Source organism: Variovorax rhizosphaerae, from assembly GCF_037889975.1.
Lineage (GTDB): Bacteria > Pseudomonadota > Gammaproteobacteria > Burkholderiales > Burkholderiaceae_C > Variovorax > Variovorax rhizosphaerae.
The window spans coordinates 33,160-53,475 of the sequence record NZ_JBBKZT010000031.1 but is presented as its reverse complement, the minus strand read 5'-3'; the positions used below and the strand labels follow the sequence as shown (position 1 = coordinate 53,475).

The following is a 20,316-nucleotide window of genomic DNA, read 5'->3' as shown; positions in this document are numbered from 1 at the left end:
GGAGGCCGAATGTGATCGACCTCGCAACGTGGAGCTTGTTCGGGGTCGCGGTGCTGGCGCTGTTCGCATCGCCGGGGCCGAACATGGCTTTCGTGCTGTCGCACGGCGTGGCGCACGGGCCGCGTGGCGGGTTTGCGGCGGCACTCGGCATCTCGGCCGCGGATCTGGTCCATACCTTGTGCGCAGCCACCGGCGTCACCGCGCTGGTGGCCGCATGGGCGCCGGCCTTCCACCTGCTGCGCTGGCTCGGCGCGTTGTACCTGCTCTGGCTGGCCTGGCAGGCGCTTCGAAACGGCACCGCGCTACCGCATGACTCCACGCGCGACGGCGGCTTCGGCCGCATCGTGCGGCAGGCCTGGCTCAACAACCTGGTCAACCCGAAGGCGCTGCTGTTCTTCATGGTGTTCCTGCCGCAGTTCGTCGATCCGGCACGCGGCCCGGTGACCGTGCAACTGCTGATGTTGGGCGTGGTGTTGGCGCTGGCCGCCTTGCTGTTCAATACTCTGCTCGGTGCATGCAGCGGGCAGGTCGGGCGCTGGCTGCGGCGTGGACCGAAACCCAGCGCGTGGCCCGGCCGCATGCTCGCGGCGGTGATGCTCGGGCTGGCGGTGCGCCTGCTGCTGCTCGACCGCCCCGCCCGCTGAATCCAACAACCTCGAAAGAACCGACGACATGCTCAACATCTGGGGCCGCATCACTTCCATCAACGTGCGCAAGGTGGTCTGGTGCGCGCAGGAACTGGGGCTGGACTTCCAGCGCACCGAAGCCGGCGGCAAGTACGGCGTCGTGCAGACGCCTGAATACCACGCGCTCAATCCGAATGCGCTGGTGCCGGCCATCGACGACGGCGATGGCGACGATGCCTCGCACGTCAAGCTGTGGGAATCGAACGTGATCGTGCGCTACCTGTGTGCCCGGTATGCCCCCGGCAAGCTGTATCCGGAGCCGCTCCCGGAGCGCTTCGACGCGGAGCGCTGGATGGACTGGCAGCAGACCACCTTCAACCGCGCCAGCGCACCGGCCTTCGTGCAATGGGTGCGCACCGCGCCGGCCGACCGCAACCCGGAGGTGATCGCGAGCTCGGTCCATGCCACCGAGCGGCTGCTCACGATCCTCGATTCGCACCTGGCCACGCGGCCCTACATGCTTGGCGAGAGCTTCACCATGGCCGACATCCCGCTGGGCTGCGAGGCGCACCGCTGGTTCGGACTCCCGCCGACCGAATACACGCGGCCGGCCTGGCCGAATGTCGAGCGCTGGTTCGGTGAATTGCGCTCACGCTCCGCCGCGCGCGGCGTGCTGGACCTCGCATTGGAGTGAACGCCTCATGAAAACCCGCGCCTTCCAGCAAGTCGATGTCTTCACCGCCGTGCCGTACCGCGGCAATCCGGTGGCCGTGGTGCTCGACGGCAGCGACCTCGACGATGCCGAGTTCCAGCGCTTCGCGCAGTGGACCAACCTGTCGGAGACCACCTTCCTGCTGCCGCCGACCGAGCCCGGCGCCGACTACCGCATCCGCATCTTCACGCCCGGTGGCGAGATGCCCTTTGCCGGCCATCCGACGCTCGGCAGTTGCCGTGCCTGGCTCAAGGCCGGCGGCAAGCCGAAATCGACGGAATACATCGTGCAGCAGTGCGTGACCGGACTGGTCACGATCCGCCGCGATGGCGCGCGCCTTGCCTTTGCCGCGCCACCCTTGAAGCGCACGGCGCCGAGTCCGACGATGCTGGCCAAGATCGCGCATGCGCTGGGCCTGAAGTCGGCGCAGATCCTCGCCGCCCAGCAGCTGGACAACGGATCGAACTGGCTCGGCATGCTGCTGGACGAAATTGATTCCGTCCTGGCCCTCACGCCGGACCATCGCGCGCTGAAGGAGCTCGGCGTGAAGGTCGGTGTCGCGGCCATTGCGCAAGCGCCCTCGCCCACCCAGTTGATCGCCCGCTCCAACCGCGAGGCCCGGGCTTTCGGCGGCAGCGCACAGGGCACCGTAGACCTCGAGGTGCGCGCCTTCGCGGCCGCCACCGGCATCGAGGAAGACCCGGTCACCGGCAGCCTCAACGCGGGCCTGGCCCAGTGGCTCATCGCCGACGGGCACATGCCCGAACGCTACCTCGTCGGCCAGGGCCAGTGCCTGGGTCGCGACGGGCGCCTCAGCGTAGAGCGCGACGCCGAAGGCCGCGTCTGGATCGGCGGCGATACGGTGGTCTGCATCGAGGGAGCGGTCACGCTCTGAAGCCATGCGCCATGCCGGCAAGACCGCCCTGCTCGACCACCTCGTGATCGCCGCGCGCACGCTCGACGAAGGCGTGCAGTGGTGCGAGGCGACGCTGGGCGTCACGCCGGGGCCGGGCGGCCTGCATCCGCTGATGGGCACGCACAACCGATTGCTCAAGGTCGCGTCGCTGGCCTTTCCGCTGTCCTACCTCGAGATCATCGCCATCGACCCCGACCGGCGCCCCACTCGCACCGGCAAGCTGCACCGCTGGTTCGACCTCGACGATCCGATGCTGCAGCTTGCGCTGTCGCGCGGCGGGCCGCAGCTCGTGCACCTCGTCGCGCGTGTGCCGAATGCCGCCGCCACGGTGCACGCGCTGGCACACATGGCCACGCACATCGACCGCGGCCACCTCATCGAGGCCTCGCGCGATACGCCGGCCGGCCGGCTCGACTGGCGCATCACCGTGCGCGACGATGGCCAGCGCCTGTTCTATGGCGCCCTGCCGACGCTGATCCAGTGGGGCGCGGTGCATCCGGTCGACACCATGCCGGACGCGGGCCTCGAACTCATCGGCCTGGCGGCCTCGCATCCGCGCGTGGACAGCCTGCGCAGCGCGCTCGAGGCCATCGGCTTCGATGCGATGGCCCTGCAGCAGGGCCCGCCCAACCTCACCGCCACACTGAACACGCCGCGCGGCGTCGTCACGCTTGAATCGAAAGGACATTGACCGTGCTTGCCCTCCACGAACTCGCATTCTTCGCCCTGGCCTCGCTGCTGCTCGCCCTCACGCCGGGGCCGAACATGATCTATTGCGTCTCGCGCACGCTGGTGCAGGGGCGGCGCGCCGGGCTGATCTCGCTGGGCGGCGTGCTGCTGGCCTTCCTCGTGCACTTGGTGGCCGCAGCGCTTGGGCTCACGGCCGTGTTGCTGGCGGTGCCGTTGGCCTTCGACGCGATTAGGCTGGCCGGCGCGGCCTACCTGCTGTGGCTGGCCTGGCAGGCCATCAAGCCCGGCGGCACGGCGCCCTTCGAGCCGCGCTCGCTGCCCGCCGACCCGCCGGGCAAGCTGTTTCGCATGGGCTTCGTCACCAACCTGCTGAACCCCAAGGTGGCGATGTTCTATCTCTCCTTCTTCCCGCAGTTCATTCATCCCGATCGCGGCTCGGTGCTGTGGCAGAGCGCCCAGCTCGGCGCGGTGCAGATCCTCGGCAGCGGCCTGGTCAACACCATGATGATCGTCTTCGCTGCGGCCATCACGGCGGTGCTGTCGCAAAGCTCGGGCTGGCTGCGCGCGCAGCGCTACGTCATGGGCAGCGTGCTGGCCGCGCTGGCCGTGCGCGTCGCATTGACGGAGCGCAAATGAACTTCACGCACGAGGAGATCGAGGCCGCGCAACGCACCGTCTACGCGGCCATGCCGCCGACGCCGCAGTACGTCTGGCCATTGCTCGGCGAGCGCCTCGGCTGCAGGCTCTGGGCCAAGCATGAGAACCACTCGCCGGTGGGCGCCTTCAAGATCCGCGGCGGTCTTTGCTACGTCGAATCGCTGGTGCGCGAGCAGCCTGACGTGCGCCACGTGATCAGCGCCACGCGCGGCAACCATGGCCAGTCGATCGGCTTCGCGGCGCGGCGCCACGGGCTGGCCGCGACCATCGTGGTGCCGCATGGCAATTCGGTGGAGAAGAACGCGGCCATGCGCGCACTCGGCGTCACGCTGGTCGAGCATGGCGATGACTTCCAGGCCGCCACAGAACACGCAGCCGTGCTGGCGCAACGCGACGGCCTGCATCGCGTGCCCTCGTTCGCACGCGAACTGGTGCGCGGCGTGGCGACCTGCTGGGTCGAGTTCTTCGAGGCAGTGAAGCAGGCCGGCGACGTGCCCGATGTGCTGTTCGTGCCCATCGGCCTGGGCTCGGGCTTTGCGGCTGCGGCTGCGGCGCGTGTGCATTGCGAGGTGTCGACACGGCTCATCGGCGTGGTCTCTGCGCATGCGACGGCCTATCGAGATTCCTGGATCGCCGGGCATGCCGTCGATGCGCCGGTGACAACGTTGCTGGCCGACGGCATGGCCTGCCGGTCGCCGGTGCCCGAGGCACTCGAGGTGTTGCGCCGCGAGGCCGATGACGTGGTCACCGTCACCGACGATGAGGTGGCGAGCGCCATGCGGGCCCTCTTCACCGACACGCACAACGTGGCCGAGGGCGCGGGTGCAGCCGCCTTGGCCGCCGCGATGCAGCAGCGCGAACGCTGGCGCAACAAGACCATCGGCATCGCCCTGAGCGGTGGCAATGTCGATGCGACGCTGTTCGCGAATGTGCTCACGACACCGCCTCAAAGCAGTCAAAGTTGACCGTTTGGCTGGGGCATATTCGCCTACAACTTAAGTTATAGAACCAAACTAGTCCCTACAATATCCCCGCCGGACAGTGATTCGCCTCAAAACGGGTCCTGGTTTTTTTCTCTACCTCCCTGGAAGAAAGCCGCCGGACTTCGCGGCCGCCTCGTGCGGCCGCTTTTTCTTTGGGGCGTCGCATTTGCTTTCCGGCTCGTCGCTGCCGGGACAAGCACCCCGCCCGTCCTTTGCCAGAATGGTCCGCATGGGAACCCTCTACCTCGTACGCCATGGGCAAGCTTCATTCGGCGCGGCCGACTACGACAACCTGAGCGCACTGGGGCACAAGCAGTCCGTGCGGCTCGGCGAATACTGGCGCGAGCGCGGCATGCGCTTCGACGCCGTCATCACCGGCACGCTGAAACGCCATCGGCAGACCTGGGAAGGCATTGCCGAGGGGCTGGGCCTTACCGACCAGGATGTGCTGCCGTGGCCCGGCTTGAACGAGTACGACAGCGAGGCCATCGTCGCGACCATCCATCCTGGCGCCTTGCCCAAGGCGGACACACCCGAGCTGTACCGCAAGCACTTCCGCCTGCTGCGCGACGGCCTAACCGGATGGATGCAGGGCAAGACCGAGCCGGTCGGCATGCCCAACTACGTCGATTTCCTGGCCGGCGTGACCACCGCGCTCGACCATGTGCGCGACAAGCACCACGGCGCGAAGGTACTGGTGGTGTCGAGCGGCGGGCCGATCTCGACGGCCGTCGGGCACGTGCTGGGCACCAGCGCCGAGACCACGATCGAACTCAACCTGCGCATCCGCAACACCTCGATCACCGAGTTCGCATTCACGCCCAAGCGCCACATGCTGGTCACCTACAACACGCTGCCGCATCTCGACGGCCCGGCGTACGAGGACTGGATCACCTACTCCTGACGCCGTAGGTGCCGCAATCGGCGCGGTTCGGCGCATGATCGGTCGATGCTTTCAGCCTTCGACATCTTCAAGATCGGCATCGGCCCCTCCAGTTCGCACACCGTCGGTCCGATGCGCGCCGCGCAGCAGTTCGCCAGCAGCCTGGAACGCGACGGCCTCCTCTTCGACACGGCTCACGTGCGCTGCGAGCTGTTCGGCTCGCTCGGCGCCACCGGCGCGGGGCACGCGACCGACCAGGGCGTGATCCTCGGCCTGTTCGGCGACACGCCGGATGGCGTCGATCCGGCCAGTGTGCAGCCCCGGCTCACCGCCTTGCGCAAGTCGGGCCAGCTCCTGCTGCTGGGCCGCCATGCGATCGCCTTCGACCGCGTGCGGGACATCCCTTTCCTCGGCGAGGAGTCGATGCCCGAACATCCGAATGCGATGCGCTTCACAGCGTCAGCGGCGGACGGCTCCGTCCTGGCGCAGCGCTGCTATTTTTCGGTGGGCGGCGGCTTCGTGGTCGAGGGCGGTGCGCACCCGGACGCCGTGCCGGACGTCGCGCGCGACTGGCCCTGGCCCTTCGGCACTGGCGACGAACTCATGGCCCAGACCTGTGCGAGTGGCTTGTCGGTCGCGCAACTCATGATGGCCAACGAATGCGCCTGGCGCCCAGAGGCCGAGGTGCGCGCCGGGCTGCTGCGCATCTGGGCCGTGATGCGGGAATGCGTGCAGCGCGGCTTCGGTGTCGACAACCCGATGGCGACCGCGCCGCTGCCCGGCCCGCTGCGCATGCGCCGCCGCGCGCCCGACCTGCAGCGCGAACTCAGCGCGCAACAGGGCGCAGCCGACCCGCTCGCGGCGATGGACTGGGTCAACGCGTTCGCCATGGCGGTGAACGAGGAGAACGCCGCGGGCGGCCGGGTGGTCACGGCGCCCACCAACGGCGCCGCTGGCGTGGTGCCAGCGGTGATGCACTACTACACGCGCTTCGTGCCGACGGCCAGCGATGAGGGCATCGTCGACTTCCTGCTCACCGCCGCCGCGATCGGCATGCTCTACAAGGCCAACGCGTCCATCTCGGGCGCCGAGGTCGGTTGCCAGGGCGAAGTGGGCGTGGCCTGCTCGATGGCCGCCGGCGCGCTGGCCGCCGTGATGGGCGGCACCCCGGCGCAGGTCGAGAACGCCGCGGAGATCGGCATGGAGCACAACCTCGGCCTGACCTGCGACCCGGTCGGCGGCATGGTGCAGATTCCCTGCGTCGAGCGCAACGCGATGGGCGCGGTCAAGGCCATCAACGCGGCGCGGATGGCGCTGCGCGGCGACGGCAGCCACTACGTCTCGCTGGACGCGGTGATCCAGACCATGAAGCAGACTGGCGAGGACATGAAGTCGACCTACAAGGAGACTTCGCTGGGCGGGCTTGCCGTCAACGTCGTGGAATGCTGAGCCTTGTCGGCACGGTCACCATCGCCAGGCCTGCAGCTCGAACATGGCGGCACAGCGGCGGCAGCGCGGTCGTTCTGACCGATCATGAAGAAGAGCTTGGCACTGCGGCAAAGGCCATGCCGATTTCGCTGGCTGAGCCCTTCAAGGGGACGGGCACGCGTCTTCCGCGACGCATGAAACCGGGGCGAGCACAGCGTTGCCCGTTCGTGGGCACCCACGGAATCGGCTTTGCCGGGCCGTTGGGTGCGCCCCCTTGAGGGGGTGCGCCGCAGGCGCTGCGGGGGTGGGTTTAATTTCAGGCCGTCGTCGGCGAAGGCGAACGCATGCCGCGCGCGCCAGCGCGGGGACGCGCGTAGCGGTCGATCGCCAAGCCGCTCGTGCTGATCTCCGGACGCAGCCCAGTCACCATGTCAGCAACCAGCTTGCCCGACCCGCAGGCCATGGTCCAGCCCAGCGTGCCGTGGCCGGTGTTCAGGAACAGGTTCGGGAATTTCGTGGCACCAATCACCGGCGTGCCGTCCGGGGTCATCGGGCGCAAGCCGCTCCAGAACGACGCGCGCTTGACGTCGCCGCCGGGGAACAGATCGTTGACGACGAGTTCCAGGGTGGCGCGGCGACGCGGGTCGAGCCGCAGGTCGAAGCCGCCGAGTTCGGCCATGCCGCCCACGCGGATGCGGTCGTCGAAGCGGGTGACGGCGATCTTGTAGGTCTCGTCAAGCACGGTCGATTGCGGCGCGAAGGCCGGGTCAACCAGCGGCACGGTCAGCGAATAGCCCTTCACTGGATAGACCGGCAGGTCGAGGCCCAGCGGCGTCAGGAAATCGCGCGAGTAACTGCCGAAAGCCAGCACAAAGCGGTCGGCGGTCAGCACCTGGCCATCGACGCGCACGCCGGTGATGCGCCCGCCTTCGGTCACCAGGCCGTCCACCGACTGGCCGAAGCGGAAGTCCACGCCCAGGCCGCGCGCGAGTTCGTGGAGCGAATTGGTGAAGCGATGGCAGTCGCCGGTCTCATCGTTCGGCAGGCGCAGGCCGCCGGTGAGCCGGTCGCGAGCCTGCGCCAGGCTTGGCTCCACCTGCGCCAGTTGGTCGCGGGTGAGCAGTTCGAACGGGACGTTGCACTCCTTGAGCACGGCAACGTCGCGCTGCACGGCGTCGAGCTGGGCCTGGGTGCGGAACAGTTGCAAGGTGCCGCCGGTGCGCTGCTCGTACTGGATGCCGGTGTCGGCGCGCAGTTGTTGCAGGCAGGCGCGGCTGTACTCGGCCACGCGCATCATCCGTTCCTTGTTGACGGCGTAGCGCTCGGGAGAGCAGTTGCGCAGCATCTGCGCCATCCACTGCAACTGGAACAGGCTGCCGTCGAGGCGCACGGCGAGCGGCGCGTGCTTCTGGAACATCCACTTCATCGCCTTGAGCGGGATGCCGGGCGCGGCCCAGGGCGTCGAATAGCCGGGCGAGACCTGGCCGGCGTTGGCAAAGCTGGTTTCGAGGGCCGGGCCGGCCTGCCGGTCGAGCACCGTGACGCTCGCGCCCGAGCGGGCCAGGTAGTACGCGGTGCTGACACCGATGACGCCGCCGCCAAGAACAATGACTTTCATTGCTGATCCCGAATGTGGTGAGGTATTCGGTAAATTTATGCGGTCCCGTGCCGTGGATTTGATTGAATTTTCCTGGATTTGCAGTGAATATTCCTGCCGCCCCACCTGTTTTGACCTGCTGGAAGTGAAATGACCGAACTCGACCGCATGGACCGCAAAATCCTCGACATCCTCCAGCGCGACGGGCGCATTTCGATGACCGACCTGGCCCAGCAGATCGGGCTCTCCACCTCGCCCTGCTCGGAGCGCGTGAAGCGCATGGAACGCGCCGGCGTGATCACCGGCTACAACGCGCGCGTGTCGCCGCAGGCACTGGGCAAGTCGCTGCTGGTGTTCGTCGAGATCACGCTGTCATCGAAATCCGCCGAGGTCTTCGACAAGGTGCGCGAGGAGTTGCTGCACGTGCCGGACGTCCAGGAATGCCACCTGGTTTCTGGCAGTTTCGACTACCTCGTGAAGGCGCGGCTCGGAGGGATGGACGAATACCGCCGGCTGCTGGGTGATCTGCTGAAGAAGCTGCCGGTGACGGCGCAGTCGCACAGCTATGTGGTGATGGAAGAGGTCAAGGAAACGCTGGCGGTGAGGACGGACAGGTAGCGCTTGGACGGGCTGCGCTCATGCCAACGCCGTCGGAATGCGGACTTGGCCGTACGCAGAGGACGAGAAGTTTGCGCGAAGGACGCGAAAGGACATCCGCAAAAAATTCTTTGGCTTCTTTGCCTCCTGGCTTATTTCGCGTCCTTCGCGAAACCTTTGCGTCCTTCGCGTACGGCCAAGTCCGTTCCCGTATTCAAGGCGTCCCGATCACGCCTGCCACACCCCGTAGCCCAGCGACCGCAACCGGATGCCGAGTTCCACCTCCATCAGCGCCGCCTCGTCGCGCTTCATCGGGTTGTAGCGTTCGTACAGCGCTGGCAGCAGCCGCAGGCCGTGGTCGCGCACGAACACGTTGGCCTGGATGCCGGCCTTGTGCTTGTCGAAGCGGATGTCCGGGTCGAGGCCGGTCATGCCGACATAGACGAAGGGCTTGCCGAACTGGTAGTCGGGGTTGGCACGGCGAAAGCGCGGGCTGTTCCAGACCGGGTCGTCCAGTTCGACGACGTAGACGTGATAGCGCGGCTTGCCCAGGACATCCTCCCCCAAACGCCCGCGCGTTCAGCCCTTGTCGCTGGCGTGCTCTTTCATCTTCGCCAGCGCCACCATCAACGCAGCGCCGCCGAGCGTCTTGATCAGGCCCGAATGCTCGGCGTAGAACTGGCTCACCTGGTCGACAACGCCCGGATGCGCCTGCTCGGCATGGGCCGCGATCTCGGTGACCTGCGCTGGCGAGAGCTGCGATGCCTGGTCGGGCGTGACCTGCGTCTGGCCGGGCGCCAGCACACGGCCCAGCGCCCCACCTGCAATCGCGGCGGCCGCAGCCGGGCCGAGGGTGGCCAGGATCTGGTTCAGCACACCCGCCTGCTGGTTCGGCGAGGAGTTGCCGAACATCTGGCCGACCATGTTGCCGAAGGGCGGCGTCTGGTCGGAACGCATGGCTGCCGCGAGGCCGGCCCCGACCTGGTCCTGCGATGCGTGTTGGGTCACCTGGTCGAAGTGCGTCTCGGCATTCGCGGCGTTGGCGCCGCTGCCCGCACCCGACATCACTTGTTGCAGGATGTCCAGCAATCCCATGATGTGCTCCTTTGGCCCCGGCGACGTGCCGGGAGCCTGCCATTCTCAGGCTTTGCGCTTGATCATGCCCCACACGAAAAGCAGCACGATCGCGCCCACCACCGACATGATGAAACCCGCGGCCTCGCCCGGGCCATACCAGCCCATGAACCGGCCGAGGTAGCTGGCGAGCAACGCGCCGGCAATGCCGATGATGGTGGTGAAGATGAAGCCGGCGGAGTCGTCGCCCGGCTTGAGCGCACGCGCAATGAGCCCTGCGATGAAGCCGATCACGATGGTCCCGATGAGTGAAAGCATGGAATTCCCCTTGTGAGCAGGTGGATGGTTCGACGTTGCCGTCGGCGGCGCGGGCCATGATAAGCCGCGTTGGCCGGGAACGGGCCGGGCAGGCGCATGGCGTCGAGCGCGTCCTACAACCAGAAGGGGAAAGCGGGGCTAAAAAGACCCATGCTCGAAAAACTCCCCGACGCCATCGGCCAGGCCCTGCATGAGGTGCGCGCCGGGCTGGACCAGATCGTCTTCAACACGCTGGGCCTGCGCACTGGCATGGCCACCATCGAGGTCAGCAGCTTGGCGTTTGTCGACCATGCACCGATTCCTGCGCGCTACACCGCGGACGGCGAGGGCATGTCCCCGCCGCTGGCTTGGCGCGGCCTGCCGTCGGAAGCCATCGCGGCCGTGCTGCTGGTGGAGGATGCGGACTCGCCGACGCCGCATCCGCTGGTCCACGCCATCGTCGTCGATCTGCCCGTGACGGACGGCGTGATCGCCGAAGCCGCGATGCCCAGCGCCGACGTGGCCGGCGTGGGCCTGCATGTCGGCCGCAATTCGTTCCTGCAGGCGGCATGGCTCCCGCCCGATCCTCCCCCCGGGCATGGGGTGCATCGCTATGCGTTCCAAGTGTTCGCGCTGCGTGATGGCGAGTCGTTTTCAGACACGCCGGGCCGCGAGGAAGTGATCGACCGCCTGCGCGAGCGCGCCGTTGCGAGCGGATTGCTGATCGGTACCTGCGAAAGGGCCGACACGTCCATCCAGGACCCGCTCTCGGATACCGTCGCGTCCGTCACGCAGTTGGCCGGCTGAATTGGCCCACCCCCGCAGCGCCTGCGGCGCACCCCCTCGAGGGGGCGCACCCAGCGGCGTGGCGAAGCCAGTTCCGCGGGTGCCCGCGAACAGGCGGCACCGTGGAAAGCCGGTCAAGCGCCCGGCAGCATTCGCCCGACCTCACGCGGGTCGAGGCCGTACATCTCGGCGAATTCCGCCACCGTCTTGCCGCTGGCGGCAAAGGCGCGCTGCAGTGCCTCGCGCTTGGCCGTTTGTGCCGAGAGTTCGGCGAAGGCTTCGTCGGTGAGTTCGTTGTTGGCCGGGTCCTGGCTGCGCACCAGGGCCTGGTAGTCCTCGCGCGGGAGGCCGGACTTCTCGAAGGCATCGAGGATGCGCTTGCGCGTCTGCGGGCGCAGGTCGTCGGCGGTGCGGGCCTGGCGGCGCTTGAACACTTCGAGGATGGCGTGGTGCACATGCTCGGGCGCCACGTCTTCGACCGGCTGGCCGTCGAGGCCATGGCGCTTGTCGCCGGCGGCCACGCGTTCGAGGTACTTGGTCGAACGGGTGTGCAACGCGAGCGCCACCTTGAGTTCGTCCTTCTTCAGCACCTCGGGATGCTTCTCCAGCAGCGCCTGGAACACGCCGCGCTGCAGCGGCAGGAAGCGGGCGCCGAACAGGTCTGGATAGAGCCCGAACAGGAGTTCAAGTGCCGGGTGCGTCTTGCGCGGGCCCTTCTGGGCTTGCTGCGGCTGCTTGCCTTGTTGCGGCTGTGGTTGGGTTGGAGGCTGTTGCGCGCCTTGCGCTTGTGGCGCGCGGCCAGCCGGGCGCGGCTTGCGCTTCTTCTTGGGCGCGCGGGGCGCTTGGGGTTCGGGGGTGTCGGTCATCATGCGGGCCCGATTGTCGCCGCTCGCGCGCATCCGGGCTCACCCATGCATTTTCCAACGGCGATGCCAGCCGCAACCCATTCGTGGGCACCCGCGGAATCGGCTTTGCCGGGCCGCTGGGTGCGCCCCCTCGAAGGCGCTGAGGGCCGCGGCTCCGAGCCTGCCTGCGCAGGCTTGGCCGGGCCCAAGAGCAGCCGCCTCTGGCGGGCCGCCAGAAGCGCCGCAGGCGCTACGGGGGTGGGCTCAAGCTCACGAGCGTCGACAGGGGCAGGCGCGAAACCTCCGCGAGCAGAAGCGCCAGTTGCGCCGCAGCCGCATCGACCACCTTGCGTCCCTTCTCCGCCGTGGCCGCCGCGGCATTGCCGGCCGCGCCCTGCGGGTTGTAGTCCTGCATGGCCCAGCCGAGCTTGGCACTCTTGCCGTTGCCGAGGATGGCGTAGTCGGCGGCGCGCTGCTGCGAAGTCGACTTGAAGTCCCGTGCTGCATCGGTGCGCACCAGTGGTGCGTGCAACGCCAGCATCATCGAGGTCTCGATCTCGCCGGCATGCACGCCGAAGCGATGCTCCTGCGCGCTGAACTGCGCGTTGGCCTCGCCCAGCGGCAGGTTGAACCAGCTCACGCTGTAGACGATGAGGTCGTGCGCCTCCCGCAGTTCGCGCGCCACGATGTCCATGGCGCCGACATGCCCGCCATGCGCGTTGAACAGCACCAGCTTGCGCACGCCGGCGCGCGCCACGCCAGCACCGATGTCCTTCCACAGCCGGATCAGCGTCTCGGCCGAAAGGGTGAGCGTGCCGGCGAAGCGCGCGTGCTCGGGGCTCAGGCCGATCGCCTGCGTGGGCAGGAACAGGACGGGCAGATCCTGCGGAAGTTGCGGCAACGCGGCGCTGACGATGCCATCGACCAGGCAGGTGTCCACGCCCAGCGGCAGGTGCGGGCCATGCTGCTCCGTCGCGCCCAGCGGCAGCACTGCCACCGTGCGCGCCGGGTCGAGCGCAGCGAAGTCGCGCGTCGTGAGTTCGGCCCAGAAGCGGTGGGGTGTGGTGGCGGTGTCCATCATGCGGCGGATCTTAGGCGAGGGACCTGGACAGTGTGGCCCTCAAGGACGTGTGAAGCTTTCGTAGCGAGGGCGCCGAGGTCGGGTCGAGGCGCGGAACCGTACTCCATTCCGGTGACGACAAAGTGGCGGCAGGGGCTGACAACTGCCCGAAAGCACTTGTCATGCCGGAGCCAACACCGGACGCCCGAGATCGGTGGCCGCAGTAGAAGGTCTCATGCCTTCTTCACCGCTTGGGGCGGTCGCGCTCCACGTACGCAGTGGCGGCGATGACGCTGTCGAACACGGCCGGCGCGATGGTGCGGGTCAGCGCGCGGGTCAACTGCATGCGCCGGAAAGCGCCGCCCGCATAGCGTGATACCCGCGAGTAGAAGCGCTCCTCCATCTCCGCGACCATCCGCGCATAGGCCTCCGCCACGCTGTCGTCGAGCCTGAAGCCGTCGTAGTTGACGATGACCGGGACCTTGCGGCCGATCGCCTCGCAGCACGCCGACACGGCCTCGCGGATCCGCGCCACATCGTCAACGCTGCGCACATGCAGATGCTGGAAGTGCAGGAACAGCAGGTCGCGCTGGGCATCGTGCTTGACGCGCCCGCTCAGCTCCAGGTCGAGCAACTGGCCGCGCAGCCCGATGGTCTCGGTGTGAAAGATGCGCGCATCCATTGTCTTGGGCGTGTCGATGATCGGACGGAAGCTCATGTGGGCCAGGATGTCGCGCTCGATGTCGATGCCCGGCGCCACCTCGGCCAGCTGCAGGCCCTTCGGCGTGAGTTCGAACACGCAGCGCTCGGTCACGTAGAGCACCCGCCGGCCCTGCGCCGCCGCATGCTTGCCGGAGAAGGTGATCTGCTGCACAGCCGAACAGAACTTGCGCGCCCGGCCTTCCTGCACGATGCGCAACTGTCCGTTCTCCACCGCCACCTCCAGCCCGCCGGCCGTGAAGGTGCCCGCCAGCACCAGCGTGCGCGCGTTCTGCGAGATGTTGATGAAGCCGCCCGCCCCAGCCAGCTTGGGCCCGAAACGGCTGACGTTGACATTGCCCTCCGCATCGCACTCGGCCATGCCCAGGCAGGCCATGTCCAGGCCGCCACCGTCGTAGAAGTCGAACTGCTGGTTCTGGTCGACGATCGCCTCGACGTTGAGGCCCGCGCCGAAGTCCAGCCCGCTCGCAGGCATGCCACCGACGATGCCGGGTTCGGCCGTCAGCGTGAACAGGTCTAGCACACGCTCCTCGTTCGCCACGGCCGAGACGCCCTCCGGCATGCCGATGCCGAGGTTGACCACGCCATCCACCGGCAACTCCATCGCGCAGCGCCGGGCGATGATCTTGCGTTCGTCCAGCGGCAGCGGCTTGATGTTGTCGAGCGGCACCTGGATCTCCGAGGCGAAGGCCGCCGAATAGGCCGTGCCGTAGGTCTGGTGATGGTTCTCCGGCTGCGCCACGACCACGCAATCCACCAGCGTGCCGGGGATGCGCACCGCGCGCGGGTCGAGCGAGCCGTTGCGCGCGATGCGCTCGACCTGCGCAATCACGACGCCGCCCGAGTTGTGCGCCGCCATCGCCATGGCCAGGTTGTCGAGCGTGAGGGCCTCGCGCTCCATCGTGATGTTGCCGTGCTCGTCCGCGGTGGTGCCGCGAACGAACGCCACGTCGATCTTGAAGGCCTTGTAGAACAGCCATTCCTCGTCGTCGATCTCCATCACGCGGACCAGGTCCTCGGTGGTCACCGCATTGACCTTGCCGCCGCCCAGGCGCGGATCGACGAAGGTGCCGATGCCCACCTTCGACAGCGTGCCAGGCTTGCGCGCCGCGATGTCGCGGTAGAGCTGCGAGATGCAGCCCTGCGGCAGGTTGTAGGCCTCGATGCGGTCCTCCACGGCAAGCCGCGCGAGTTGGGGGATCAGACCCCAGTGGCCGCCGATCACGCGGCGCAGCAGGCCGTCGTGCGCGAGCTGGTTCAGGCCCCGGTCGCGTCCGTCGCCCTGTCCGGCGGCAAACACCAGGTCCAGGTTGCGTGGCTCGCCGGTCTCGACGAAGCGCTTGGCCAGCGCCAGCAGCAATTCATCGGGCGTACCGATGCCGACGAAGCCCGAGGTCGCGAGCATGTCGCCCGCGGCAATGACGGCCACCGCATCGGCGGCCGAAACGATCTTGTTGCGCATGTTGTGTCTCCGTCTCAGTCTCAGTACAGGCCGGTCAGGTAGTACACCGCGATCGCGACAAAGACCGCCGCGGTCTTGATCAGCGTGACCGCGAAGATGTCCTTGTACGAGGTCTTGTGTGTCAGCCCGGTGACGGCCAGCAGCGTGATCACGGCGCCATTGTGCGGCAGCGTGTCCATGCCGCCGCTGGCCATTGCGGCGATGCGGTGGAACACCTCCAACGGGATGTTGGCCGCATGGGCGGCGCTGATGAAGGTCTCCGACATCGCGGCCAGCGCGATGCTCATGCCGCCCGAGGCCGAGCCGGTGATGCCGGCCAGCGTGGTCACGGTGATGGCCTCGTTGACGAGCGGATTCGGAATCGCCTTCAGCGCATCGGCGATCACCGTGAAGCCCGGCAGCGCCGCGATGACGCCGCCGAAGCCGTATTCCGATGCGGTGTTCATCGAGGCCAGCAGCGCACCCGAGACGGCCGCCTTGGTCCCGTCGGCAAAGCGCGCCTTGACCGGCTTGAAGGCGAACACCAGCACGGTCAGGATGCCCAGCAGCAGCGCCGCTTCGACGGCCCACACCGCCGCGATCTTGCCGATGTCGGTGACCAGCGGCTTGCCCAGCCCGGCCAGGTCGGTGGTGTGGCTCGCGCCGTACCACTGCGGGATCCAGATCGTGAAGACCTTGTTCATCACGCCGACCACGACCAGCGGCAGCAACGCGACGAAGGCGTTCGGCAGCTTTTCGGTGGCGAAGGTTTCGGGTTCGTTCAGGTGGTTCTGGCCGTAGCCTTCACCGGCTGCCAGGGCCTGGCGCCGGCGCCAGCCGAGGTAGCTCATGCCCACGCCGAGGATGAAGACCGAGCCGATCACGCCGAGCCAGGGCGCGGCCCAGGTGTCGGTCTTGAAGAAGGTGGTCGGGATGATGTTCTGGATCTGCGGGCTGCCGGGCAGCGAGTCCATCGTGAAGCTGAACGCGCCCAGCGCGATGGTGCCGGGGATGAGCCGCTTGGGAATGTCGCTCTGTCGGAACATCTCGGCGGCAAACGGGTACACCGCGAACACCACGACGAACAATGACACGCCGCCATAGGTCAGTACCGCGCAGACCATCACGATCGCGAGCATGGCCCGCTCGCGCCCGACGATGCCGATCACCGCCGCGACGATGGCCTTCGAGAAGCCCGACAGCTCGATGACCTTGCCGAACACCGCGCCCAGCAGGAACACCGGGAAGTACAGCTTCACGAAGCCGACCAGCTTGTCCATGAAGACGCCGCTGAACATCGGCGGCACCAGCGAGGGATCGGTGAACAGCACCGCCAGCAGCGCGCACACCGGCGCGAAAAGTATGACGCTGAAGCCACGGTACGCGACGAACATCAGCAGCGCGAGCGCCGCCAGGATGATGAGAAAGCTCAAGGGGTATCTCCCGTTTCATGTAGTTGGTGGTGGAAGCCATGGACAAGGCAATCGACGTGCCAGCCAGGGCATTTGTCGAATGTCGTTATGAATCAACGCCTTGCAGCAATTCGGGCTGCATGCGGTGGTCCGGCTTGCCGGACACTTGCGCAGCGCAGCGCCGCGTCCTTCACTCGTGGCCGCAGGCGATCCGGGATTCCGGACACCGGTCCGCGATCAGCGACGCACGAACGTCACGGCGGTGCCAGATCGGCATGCCGCTTGAGCTTGTCGTAGAGCTGCGAGCGCGAGATGCCGAGCAGGGCTGCGGCCTGCACCTTGGCGCCACCGGCCGCGCGTAACGCGACGGTGATCGCAGCACGTTCAGCGTCCTGCAGGGCCTCGGCCAGCGTCGCGACCGCAGGGCTGGTGGTCGACGCGACCGCCGGACCGGTGTCGACACCCGCGCCCATCGCCTCCGCGATCTGCGCCGTGTCCAGCACGCGGCCCGGTGCGAGCGCGGTCGCCTGCTCCAGCACGTTGCGCAGTTCCCGCACGTTGCCGGGCCAGGCATGGCGCTTCATCATCACGCGCGCCGCATCGGTCAGGAGCCAGCTGCCGCCGTCCACCGGTGGCGGCAGGTCGTCGAGCATCTGCTCGCACAAGGGGTCGATGTCTTCCAGCCGTTGACGCAAGGGCGGCAGGCGCAGCGGCAGCACGTTCAGGCGGTAGAACAGGTCGCTGCGGAAGCTGCCGTCGCGCACCTTGGCCTCGAGATCGCGGCTCGTCGCGGCAACGATGCGCACGTCCACCGACTTGACCTGGTTCGACCCCAACGCCTCGATCTCGCCCTCCTGCAGCACACGCAGCAGCTTGGCCTGGATCGCCAGCGGCATGTCCCCGATCTCGTCGAGGAAGAGCGTTCCGCCGTGCGCCAGTTCGAACTTGCCGGCGCGCGCCTTGCGGTCCGCGCCGGTGAAGGCACCCGGCGCGACGCCGAAGAACTCCGATTCGAGCAGCGCCTCCGGCACCGCGGCCATGTTGACCGCCACGAAGCGTCCGGCGGCACGCGGGGATGCAAGGTGCAGCGCATGGGCCAGCAACTCCTTGCCGGCACCCGTCTCGCCCAGGATCAGCACCGCGCCGTCGCGCGCCGCGAACTGGCGCGCGCGCAGCTTGACGTTGCGCACCACCTCGCTGACGCCGATGAAGTTCGACAAGCGATAGCGCGCCTTCCGTTCATGGGCGAGTGCGGCGTGGGTGTGGTGAAGGCGCGTCTCCAGTGCGCGGAACTTGTCGATCAGCGGGCGCAGGTAGTCGAGCCGGTCGTAGAAGACGAAACCCGCGGCGCCGTCAATTTCACCGGCGGCGTTGCGCAGCGGAAGCCGGCAGACGACGAAGTGCTGTTCGCCGAAGCGCATCAGGTCGAGCAGGATCGGCTTGCCGCTCTGCATCACTTCATTCATGCGGCTTTCCGGGATCACGGCATCGACCGGGCGGCCGACCACGGCGTCCCGCGGATCGAGGCCGAGCAGGCGCACGTACTTGGGGCTGATCCAGGTGATGCGGCCGGCTCGGTCGACGGCCAAAGCGCCCTCGCTCGTCTCGGCCAGCACGGACAGCGCCTCCACCGCGCGCTGTTCGGGCCGCCGCATGGATTCGGCGACCGAGGCGTGCGGGTCTCCGGTTCTCCCTGGTGAGTCTTGCATGCGGTCGATCTTAGGGTTCTGCCACGCTTGAATCAGCAGTCGATACCCTTGGATGCGCCTTGATCGATTGCCGGGTCGCTGCGGCGTTCCTGAACGACTGTGCGCCCACCGCCGTTTCAAGGTTCAATAGCCCCATGGACCTTCAACTCAGCAACCAACACATTCTCATCACCGGCGGCAGCAAGGGCATCGGCTTGGCCTGCGCGCTGGGCTTCCTGCGCGAAGGCGCGCGCGTGAGCCTGGTGTCGCGCGACCTGGCCAACCTGCAGCGCGGCGAGCGCGAACTGGTCGCGCAGTTCAGCGCGGCCGGCGACCATGTGGCGCTGCATGCAGCGGACCTTCGGCAGCCGGCCGGCGCCCTCGCCGCGCTGGATGTCGCCGAGCTGAACTTCGGCCCGGTCGACGTGCTCGTCAATTCGGCCGGCGCCGCCAAACGCACCGCCCCTGAAGACTTGGACGCGACGGCTTGGCACGAGGCCATGGACGCCAAGTACTTCACCTACATCCACATGCTCGACCCGATGATCAAGCGCATGGGCCAGCGCGGACGCGGCGCGATCGTCAACGTGATCGGCGCGGGCGGCAAGGTGGCCAGCCCGATCCACATGGCCGGCGGCGCGGCCAATGCCGCCCTGATGCTGGTGAGCGCGGGCATGGCTGCCGCCTATGCGGCCAAGGGCGTACGCGTGAACGCGGTGAACCCCGGCCTCACGCTCACCGCGCGGCTGCAGGAAGGGCTCATCGCGGACGCCAAGGTGCAGGGCATCGGCACCGACGAAGCCTTGAGCCGCGCGACCGCACGCCTGCCGCTGGGCCGCATCGCCACGCCGGAGGAAATCGCGAATGCGGTGGTGTTCCTCGCCTCGCCCAAGGCCAGCTACATCACCGGCGCCGTGCTGGCGATGGATGGCGCGGTGACGCCAATGATCTGAGCGGGTCGGCGACGATGTTCTCCCACGTCTTCGTCAGCGTCGGCGACTTCGAACGCGCACTGGCCTTCCACGGCGCAGTCATGGACACCCTCGGCGTGGCCCTTCGCTTCTGCGAGCGCGACAAGCCCTGGGCGGGATGGCACAGCGCCGGCAATGCGCGTCCACTCTTTGTGATCTGCCAACCCTTCGACGGCCGGCCGCACGATCCGGGCAACGGGCAGATGGTGGCCTTCGCGGCGCCGGACCGGGCCACCGTGCGCGCCGCGCACCGCACGGCGCTGGCGCATGGCGGCACCTGCGAGGGGCCGCCCGGCCTGCGCCCGCACTATCACGCGAACTACTACGGTGCGTATTACCGCGACCCGGATGGCAACAAGTTCTGCGTCGCGTGTCACGCGCCCGAGGACGAGGGCTCTGGCGCCGGCTCTTCCTGAGTCTCGACCGGCGCCAGCATCGTGCCGCGGCAGCTCGGCGCGCCGCAGCGGCAGGGATAGTCTTCCGGCGAAGATCCCTCGTCAGCCGTCAGGCAGTAGTCGATGAACAGTTCCTCGCCCGCATCGACCGCCTGCAGCGTCTGGAACTTGAGGATCAGCTTGCCTGCGTCGTCGTATTCCTCCACCGCCTCGCAGTTGGGTTCGCACGAGTGGTTGAGATGCCGCGTCGCATTGCCGCCCTTGGCCCCATCGATGGTCTCCTGGTTGGAGAGGGTGAACAGGTAGGTCAACTGGTCGTTCCAGTCCTTGGCCGCGATCTGCTTGGGCGTGTAGCGTCGGCCTTCGTAGAGACCGATCAATGCAAGCGCCGGCAGGGGCCGCGTGGCGAAGGCACCGAGGCCATGCACGCCACTGGGCGAGACTCTGATTAAGGGGGTGGAGGAAGGGGCGTGCTTGGACATGGGCATGGTTCGCTGGACATGCAAGTTTCGCGCACATTGCCCCACTCACGAAGGCG

The 20,316-nt window shown here is 67.7% G+C and carries 22 protein-coding genes; 12 read left to right on the top strand and 10 right to left on the bottom strand.

The window, feature by feature from the left end; genetic code table 11:
* Positions 1 to 11 precede the first annotated feature (11 nt).
* The 8 genes from WKW82_RS36195 (at position 12) to WKW82_RS36160 (ending at position 6,916) form a co-directional block, all read left to right on the top strand.
* Positions 12 to 644 (top strand): LysE family translocator, encoded by a 633-nt coding sequence (locus WKW82_RS36195; RefSeq protein ID WP_340347997.1) that lies wholly within the window; start codon positions 12 to 14, stop codon positions 642 to 644.
* Between the two features lie 28 nt (positions 645 to 672).
* Positions 673 to 1,320, top strand: coding sequence for a glutathione S-transferase N-terminal domain-containing protein (locus WKW82_RS36190; RefSeq protein WP_340347996.1), 648 nt, complete (start codon positions 673 to 675; stop codon positions 1,318 to 1,320).
* A 7-nt stretch (positions 1,321 to 1,327) separates the two neighbouring features.
* Positions 1,328 to 2,233, top strand: a complete 906-nt coding sequence (locus WKW82_RS36185; protein ID WP_340347995.1) for a PhzF family phenazine biosynthesis protein — start codon at positions 1,328 to 1,330, stop codon at positions 2,231 to 2,233.
* Between the two features lie 4 nt (positions 2,234 to 2,237).
* Positions 2,238 to 2,945, top strand: coding sequence for a VOC family protein (locus WKW82_RS36180; protein WP_340347994.1), 708 nt, complete (start codon positions 2,238 to 2,240; stop codon positions 2,943 to 2,945).
* Positions 2,946 to 2,947: 2 nt separating this feature from the next.
* A complete protein-coding gene (locus WKW82_RS36175) occupies positions 2,948 to 3,580 on the top strand; it encodes a LysE family translocator (protein ID WP_340347993.1) in 633 nt (210 codons plus the stop codon).
* Positions 3,577 to 4,566, top strand: coding sequence for a threonine dehydratase (locus tag WKW82_RS36170; RefSeq protein WP_340347991.1), 990 nt, complete (start codon positions 3,577 to 3,579; stop codon positions 4,564 to 4,566). Before WKW82_RS36175 ends, WKW82_RS36170 begins: the two co-directional genes overlap by 4 nt.
* Positions 4,567 to 4,813: 247 nt before the next feature.
* Entirely contained in the window at positions 4,814 to 5,488 is a 675-nt protein-coding gene (locus WKW82_RS36165; RefSeq protein WP_340347989.1) for a histidine phosphatase family protein, read from the top strand.
* A 45-nt stretch (positions 5,489 to 5,533) separates the two neighbouring features.
* Complete coding sequence (locus WKW82_RS36160) at positions 5,534 to 6,916, top strand: L-serine ammonia-lyase (protein WP_340347987.1); 1,383 nt, start codon at positions 5,534 to 5,536, stop codon at positions 6,914 to 6,916.
* A 295-nt stretch (positions 6,917 to 7,211) separates the two neighbouring features.
* On the opposite strand, the gene WKW82_RS36155 is transcribed toward WKW82_RS36160, so the two are convergent.
* A complete protein-coding gene (locus tag WKW82_RS36155) occupies positions 7,212 to 8,513 on the bottom strand; it encodes a D-amino acid dehydrogenase (RefSeq protein WP_340347986.1) in 1,302 nt (433 codons plus the stop codon).
* 129 nt (positions 8,514 to 8,642) lie between these two features.
* Here WKW82_RS36155 and WKW82_RS36150 point away from each other — a divergent pair, with 129 nt between their 5' ends.
* Positions 8,643 to 9,110, top strand: coding sequence for a winged helix-turn-helix transcriptional regulator (locus WKW82_RS36150; RefSeq protein WP_340347984.1), 468 nt, complete (start codon positions 8,643 to 8,645; stop codon positions 9,108 to 9,110).
* Positions 9,111 to 9,317: 207 nt separating this feature from the next.
* Here the strand turns inward: WKW82_RS36150 and WKW82_RS36145 are convergent, their stop codons facing one another.
* From WKW82_RS36145 to WKW82_RS36135, 3 genes are read right to left on the bottom strand one after another with little or no spacing between them, the layout of a single operon-like run.
* Entirely contained in the window at positions 9,318 to 9,656 is a 339-nt protein-coding gene (locus WKW82_RS36145; protein WP_340347983.1) for a hypothetical protein, read from the bottom strand.
* A gap of 12 nt (positions 9,657 to 9,668) precedes the next feature.
* A complete protein-coding gene (locus WKW82_RS36140; RefSeq protein WP_340347982.1) occupies positions 9,669 to 10,184 on the bottom strand; it encodes a hypothetical protein in 516 nt (171 codons plus the stop codon).
* Between the two features lie 45 nt (positions 10,185 to 10,229).
* Positions 10,230 to 10,481, bottom strand: coding sequence for a GlsB/YeaQ/YmgE family stress response membrane protein (locus WKW82_RS36135; protein ID WP_340347981.1), 252 nt, complete (start codon positions 10,479 to 10,481; stop codon positions 10,230 to 10,232).
* Between the two features lie 150 nt (positions 10,482 to 10,631).
* Between WKW82_RS36135 and WKW82_RS36130 the strand changes: the two genes are divergently transcribed.
* Entirely contained in the window at positions 10,632 to 11,267 is a 636-nt protein-coding gene (locus WKW82_RS36130; RefSeq protein WP_340347980.1) for a YbhB/YbcL family Raf kinase inhibitor-like protein, read from the top strand.
* Positions 11,268 to 11,380: 113 nt separating this feature from the next.
* Here WKW82_RS36130 and WKW82_RS36125 read toward each other — a convergent pair whose 3' ends face one another.
* From WKW82_RS36125 to WKW82_RS36105, 5 genes are all read right to left on the bottom strand, one after another.
* Positions 11,381 to 12,112: a ProQ/FINO family protein gene (locus tag WKW82_RS36125; RefSeq protein WP_340347978.1), complete on the bottom strand. Its 732-nt coding sequence runs from the start codon at positions 12,110 to 12,112 to the stop codon at positions 11,381 to 11,383.
* Between the two features lie 229 nt (positions 12,113 to 12,341).
* Positions 12,342 to 13,172 carry a creatininase family protein gene (locus tag WKW82_RS36120; RefSeq protein WP_340347977.1) on the bottom strand — a complete coding sequence of 277 codons (831 nt, stop codon included), beginning with the start codon at positions 13,170 to 13,172 and terminating at the stop codon, positions 12,342 to 12,344.
* A gap of 223 nt (positions 13,173 to 13,395) precedes the next feature.
* Entirely contained in the window at positions 13,396 to 15,333 is a 1,938-nt protein-coding gene (locus WKW82_RS36115; protein WP_340347976.1) for an acyl CoA:acetate/3-ketoacid CoA transferase, read from the bottom strand.
* 20 nt (positions 15,334 to 15,353) lie between these two features.
* Positions 15,354 to 16,745: a GntP family permease gene (locus tag WKW82_RS36110; protein ID WP_340347974.1), complete on the bottom strand. Its 1,392-nt coding sequence runs from the start codon at positions 16,743 to 16,745 to the stop codon at positions 15,354 to 15,356.
* A 233-nt stretch (positions 16,746 to 16,978) separates the two neighbouring features.
* Complete coding sequence (locus WKW82_RS36105; RefSeq protein ID WP_340347973.1) at positions 16,979 to 18,433, bottom strand: sigma-54 interaction domain-containing protein; 1,455 nt, start codon at positions 18,431 to 18,433, stop codon at positions 16,979 to 16,981.
* A gap of 134 nt (positions 18,434 to 18,567) precedes the next feature.
* On the opposite strand from WKW82_RS36105, the gene WKW82_RS36100 reads away from it, so the two are divergent.
* Together WKW82_RS36100 and WKW82_RS36095 are read left to right on the top strand one after the other, a co-directional pair.
* Positions 18,568 to 19,365: an SDR family oxidoreductase gene (locus tag WKW82_RS36100; RefSeq protein ID WP_340347972.1), complete on the top strand. Its 798-nt coding sequence runs from the start codon at positions 18,568 to 18,570 to the stop codon at positions 19,363 to 19,365.
* Positions 19,366 to 19,379: 14 nt separating this feature from the next.
* Positions 19,380 to 19,799, top strand: a complete 420-nt coding sequence (locus tag WKW82_RS36095; RefSeq protein WP_340347971.1) for a VOC family protein — start codon at positions 19,380 to 19,382, stop codon at positions 19,797 to 19,799.
* Here WKW82_RS36095 and WKW82_RS36090 read toward each other — a convergent pair.
* On the bottom strand, positions 19,757 to 20,260 hold the full coding sequence (locus tag WKW82_RS36090; protein WP_340347969.1) for an SET domain-containing protein: 504 nt from the start codon (positions 20,258 to 20,260) through the stop codon (positions 19,757 to 19,759). The two genes, WKW82_RS36095 and WKW82_RS36090, sit on opposite strands and share 43 nt — an antisense overlap.
* Positions 20,261 to 20,316: the final 56 nt, after the last annotated feature.

Bases quoted from the DNA above. Each gene is read 5' to 3' on its own strand.
- WKW82_RS36190 (WP_340347996.1), top strand. From the start codon at position 673: ATGCTCAACATCTGGGGCCGCATCACTTCCATCAACGTGCGCAAGGTG.
- WKW82_RS36185 (WP_340347995.1), top strand. From the start codon at position 1,328: ATGAAAACCCGCGCCTTCCAGCAAGTCGATGTCTTCACCGCCGTGCCG.
- WKW82_RS36180 (WP_340347994.1), top strand. From the start codon at position 2,238: ATGCGCCATGCCGGCAAGACCGCCCTGCTCGACCACCTCGTGATCGCC.
- WKW82_RS36170 (WP_340347991.1), top strand. From the start codon at position 3,577: ATGAACTTCACGCACGAGGAGATCGAGGCCGCGCAACGCACCGTCTAC.
- WKW82_RS36165 (WP_340347989.1), top strand. From the start codon at position 4,814: ATGGGAACCCTCTACCTCGTACGCCATGGGCAAGCTTCATTCGGCGCG.
- WKW82_RS36160 (WP_340347987.1), top strand. From the start codon at position 5,534: ATGCTTTCAGCCTTCGACATCTTCAAGATCGGCATCGGCCCCTCCAGT.
- WKW82_RS36155 (WP_340347986.1), bottom strand. From the start codon at position 8,513: ATGAAAGTCATTGTTCTTGGCGGCGGCGTCATCGGTGTCAGCACCGCG.
- WKW82_RS36150 (WP_340347984.1), top strand. From the start codon at position 8,643: ATGACCGAACTCGACCGCATGGACCGCAAAATCCTCGACATCCTCCAG.
- WKW82_RS36140 (WP_340347982.1), bottom strand. From the start codon at position 10,184: ATGGGATTGCTGGACATCCTGCAACAAGTGATGTCGGGTGCGGGCAGC.
- WKW82_RS36135 (WP_340347981.1), bottom strand. From the start codon at position 10,481: ATGCTTTCACTCATCGGGACCATCGTGATCGGCTTCATCGCAGGGCTC.
- WKW82_RS36130 (WP_340347980.1), top strand. From the start codon at position 10,632: ATGCTCGAAAAACTCCCCGACGCCATCGGCCAGGCCCTGCATGAGGTG.
- WKW82_RS36125 (WP_340347978.1), bottom strand. From the start codon at position 12,112: ATGACCGACACCCCCGAACCCCAAGCGCCCCGCGCGCCCAAGAAGAAG.
- WKW82_RS36120 (WP_340347977.1), bottom strand. From the start codon at position 13,172: ATGATGGACACCGCCACCACACCCCACCGCTTCTGGGCCGAACTCACG.
- WKW82_RS36115 (WP_340347976.1), bottom strand. From the start codon at position 15,333: ATGCGCAACAAGATCGTTTCGGCCGCCGATGCGGTGGCCGTCATTGCC.
- WKW82_RS36105 (WP_340347973.1), bottom strand. From the start codon at position 18,433: ATGCAAGACTCACCAGGGAGAACCGGAGACCCGCACGCCTCGGTCGCC.
- WKW82_RS36100 (WP_340347972.1), top strand. From the start codon at position 18,568: ATGGACCTTCAACTCAGCAACCAACACATTCTCATCACCGGCGGCAGC.
- WKW82_RS36095 (WP_340347971.1), top strand. From the start codon at position 19,380: ATGTTCTCCCACGTCTTCGTCAGCGTCGGCGACTTCGAACGCGCACTG.
- WKW82_RS36090 (WP_340347969.1), bottom strand. From the start codon at position 20,260: ATGTCCAAGCACGCCCCTTCCTCCACCCCCTTAATCAGAGTCTCGCCC.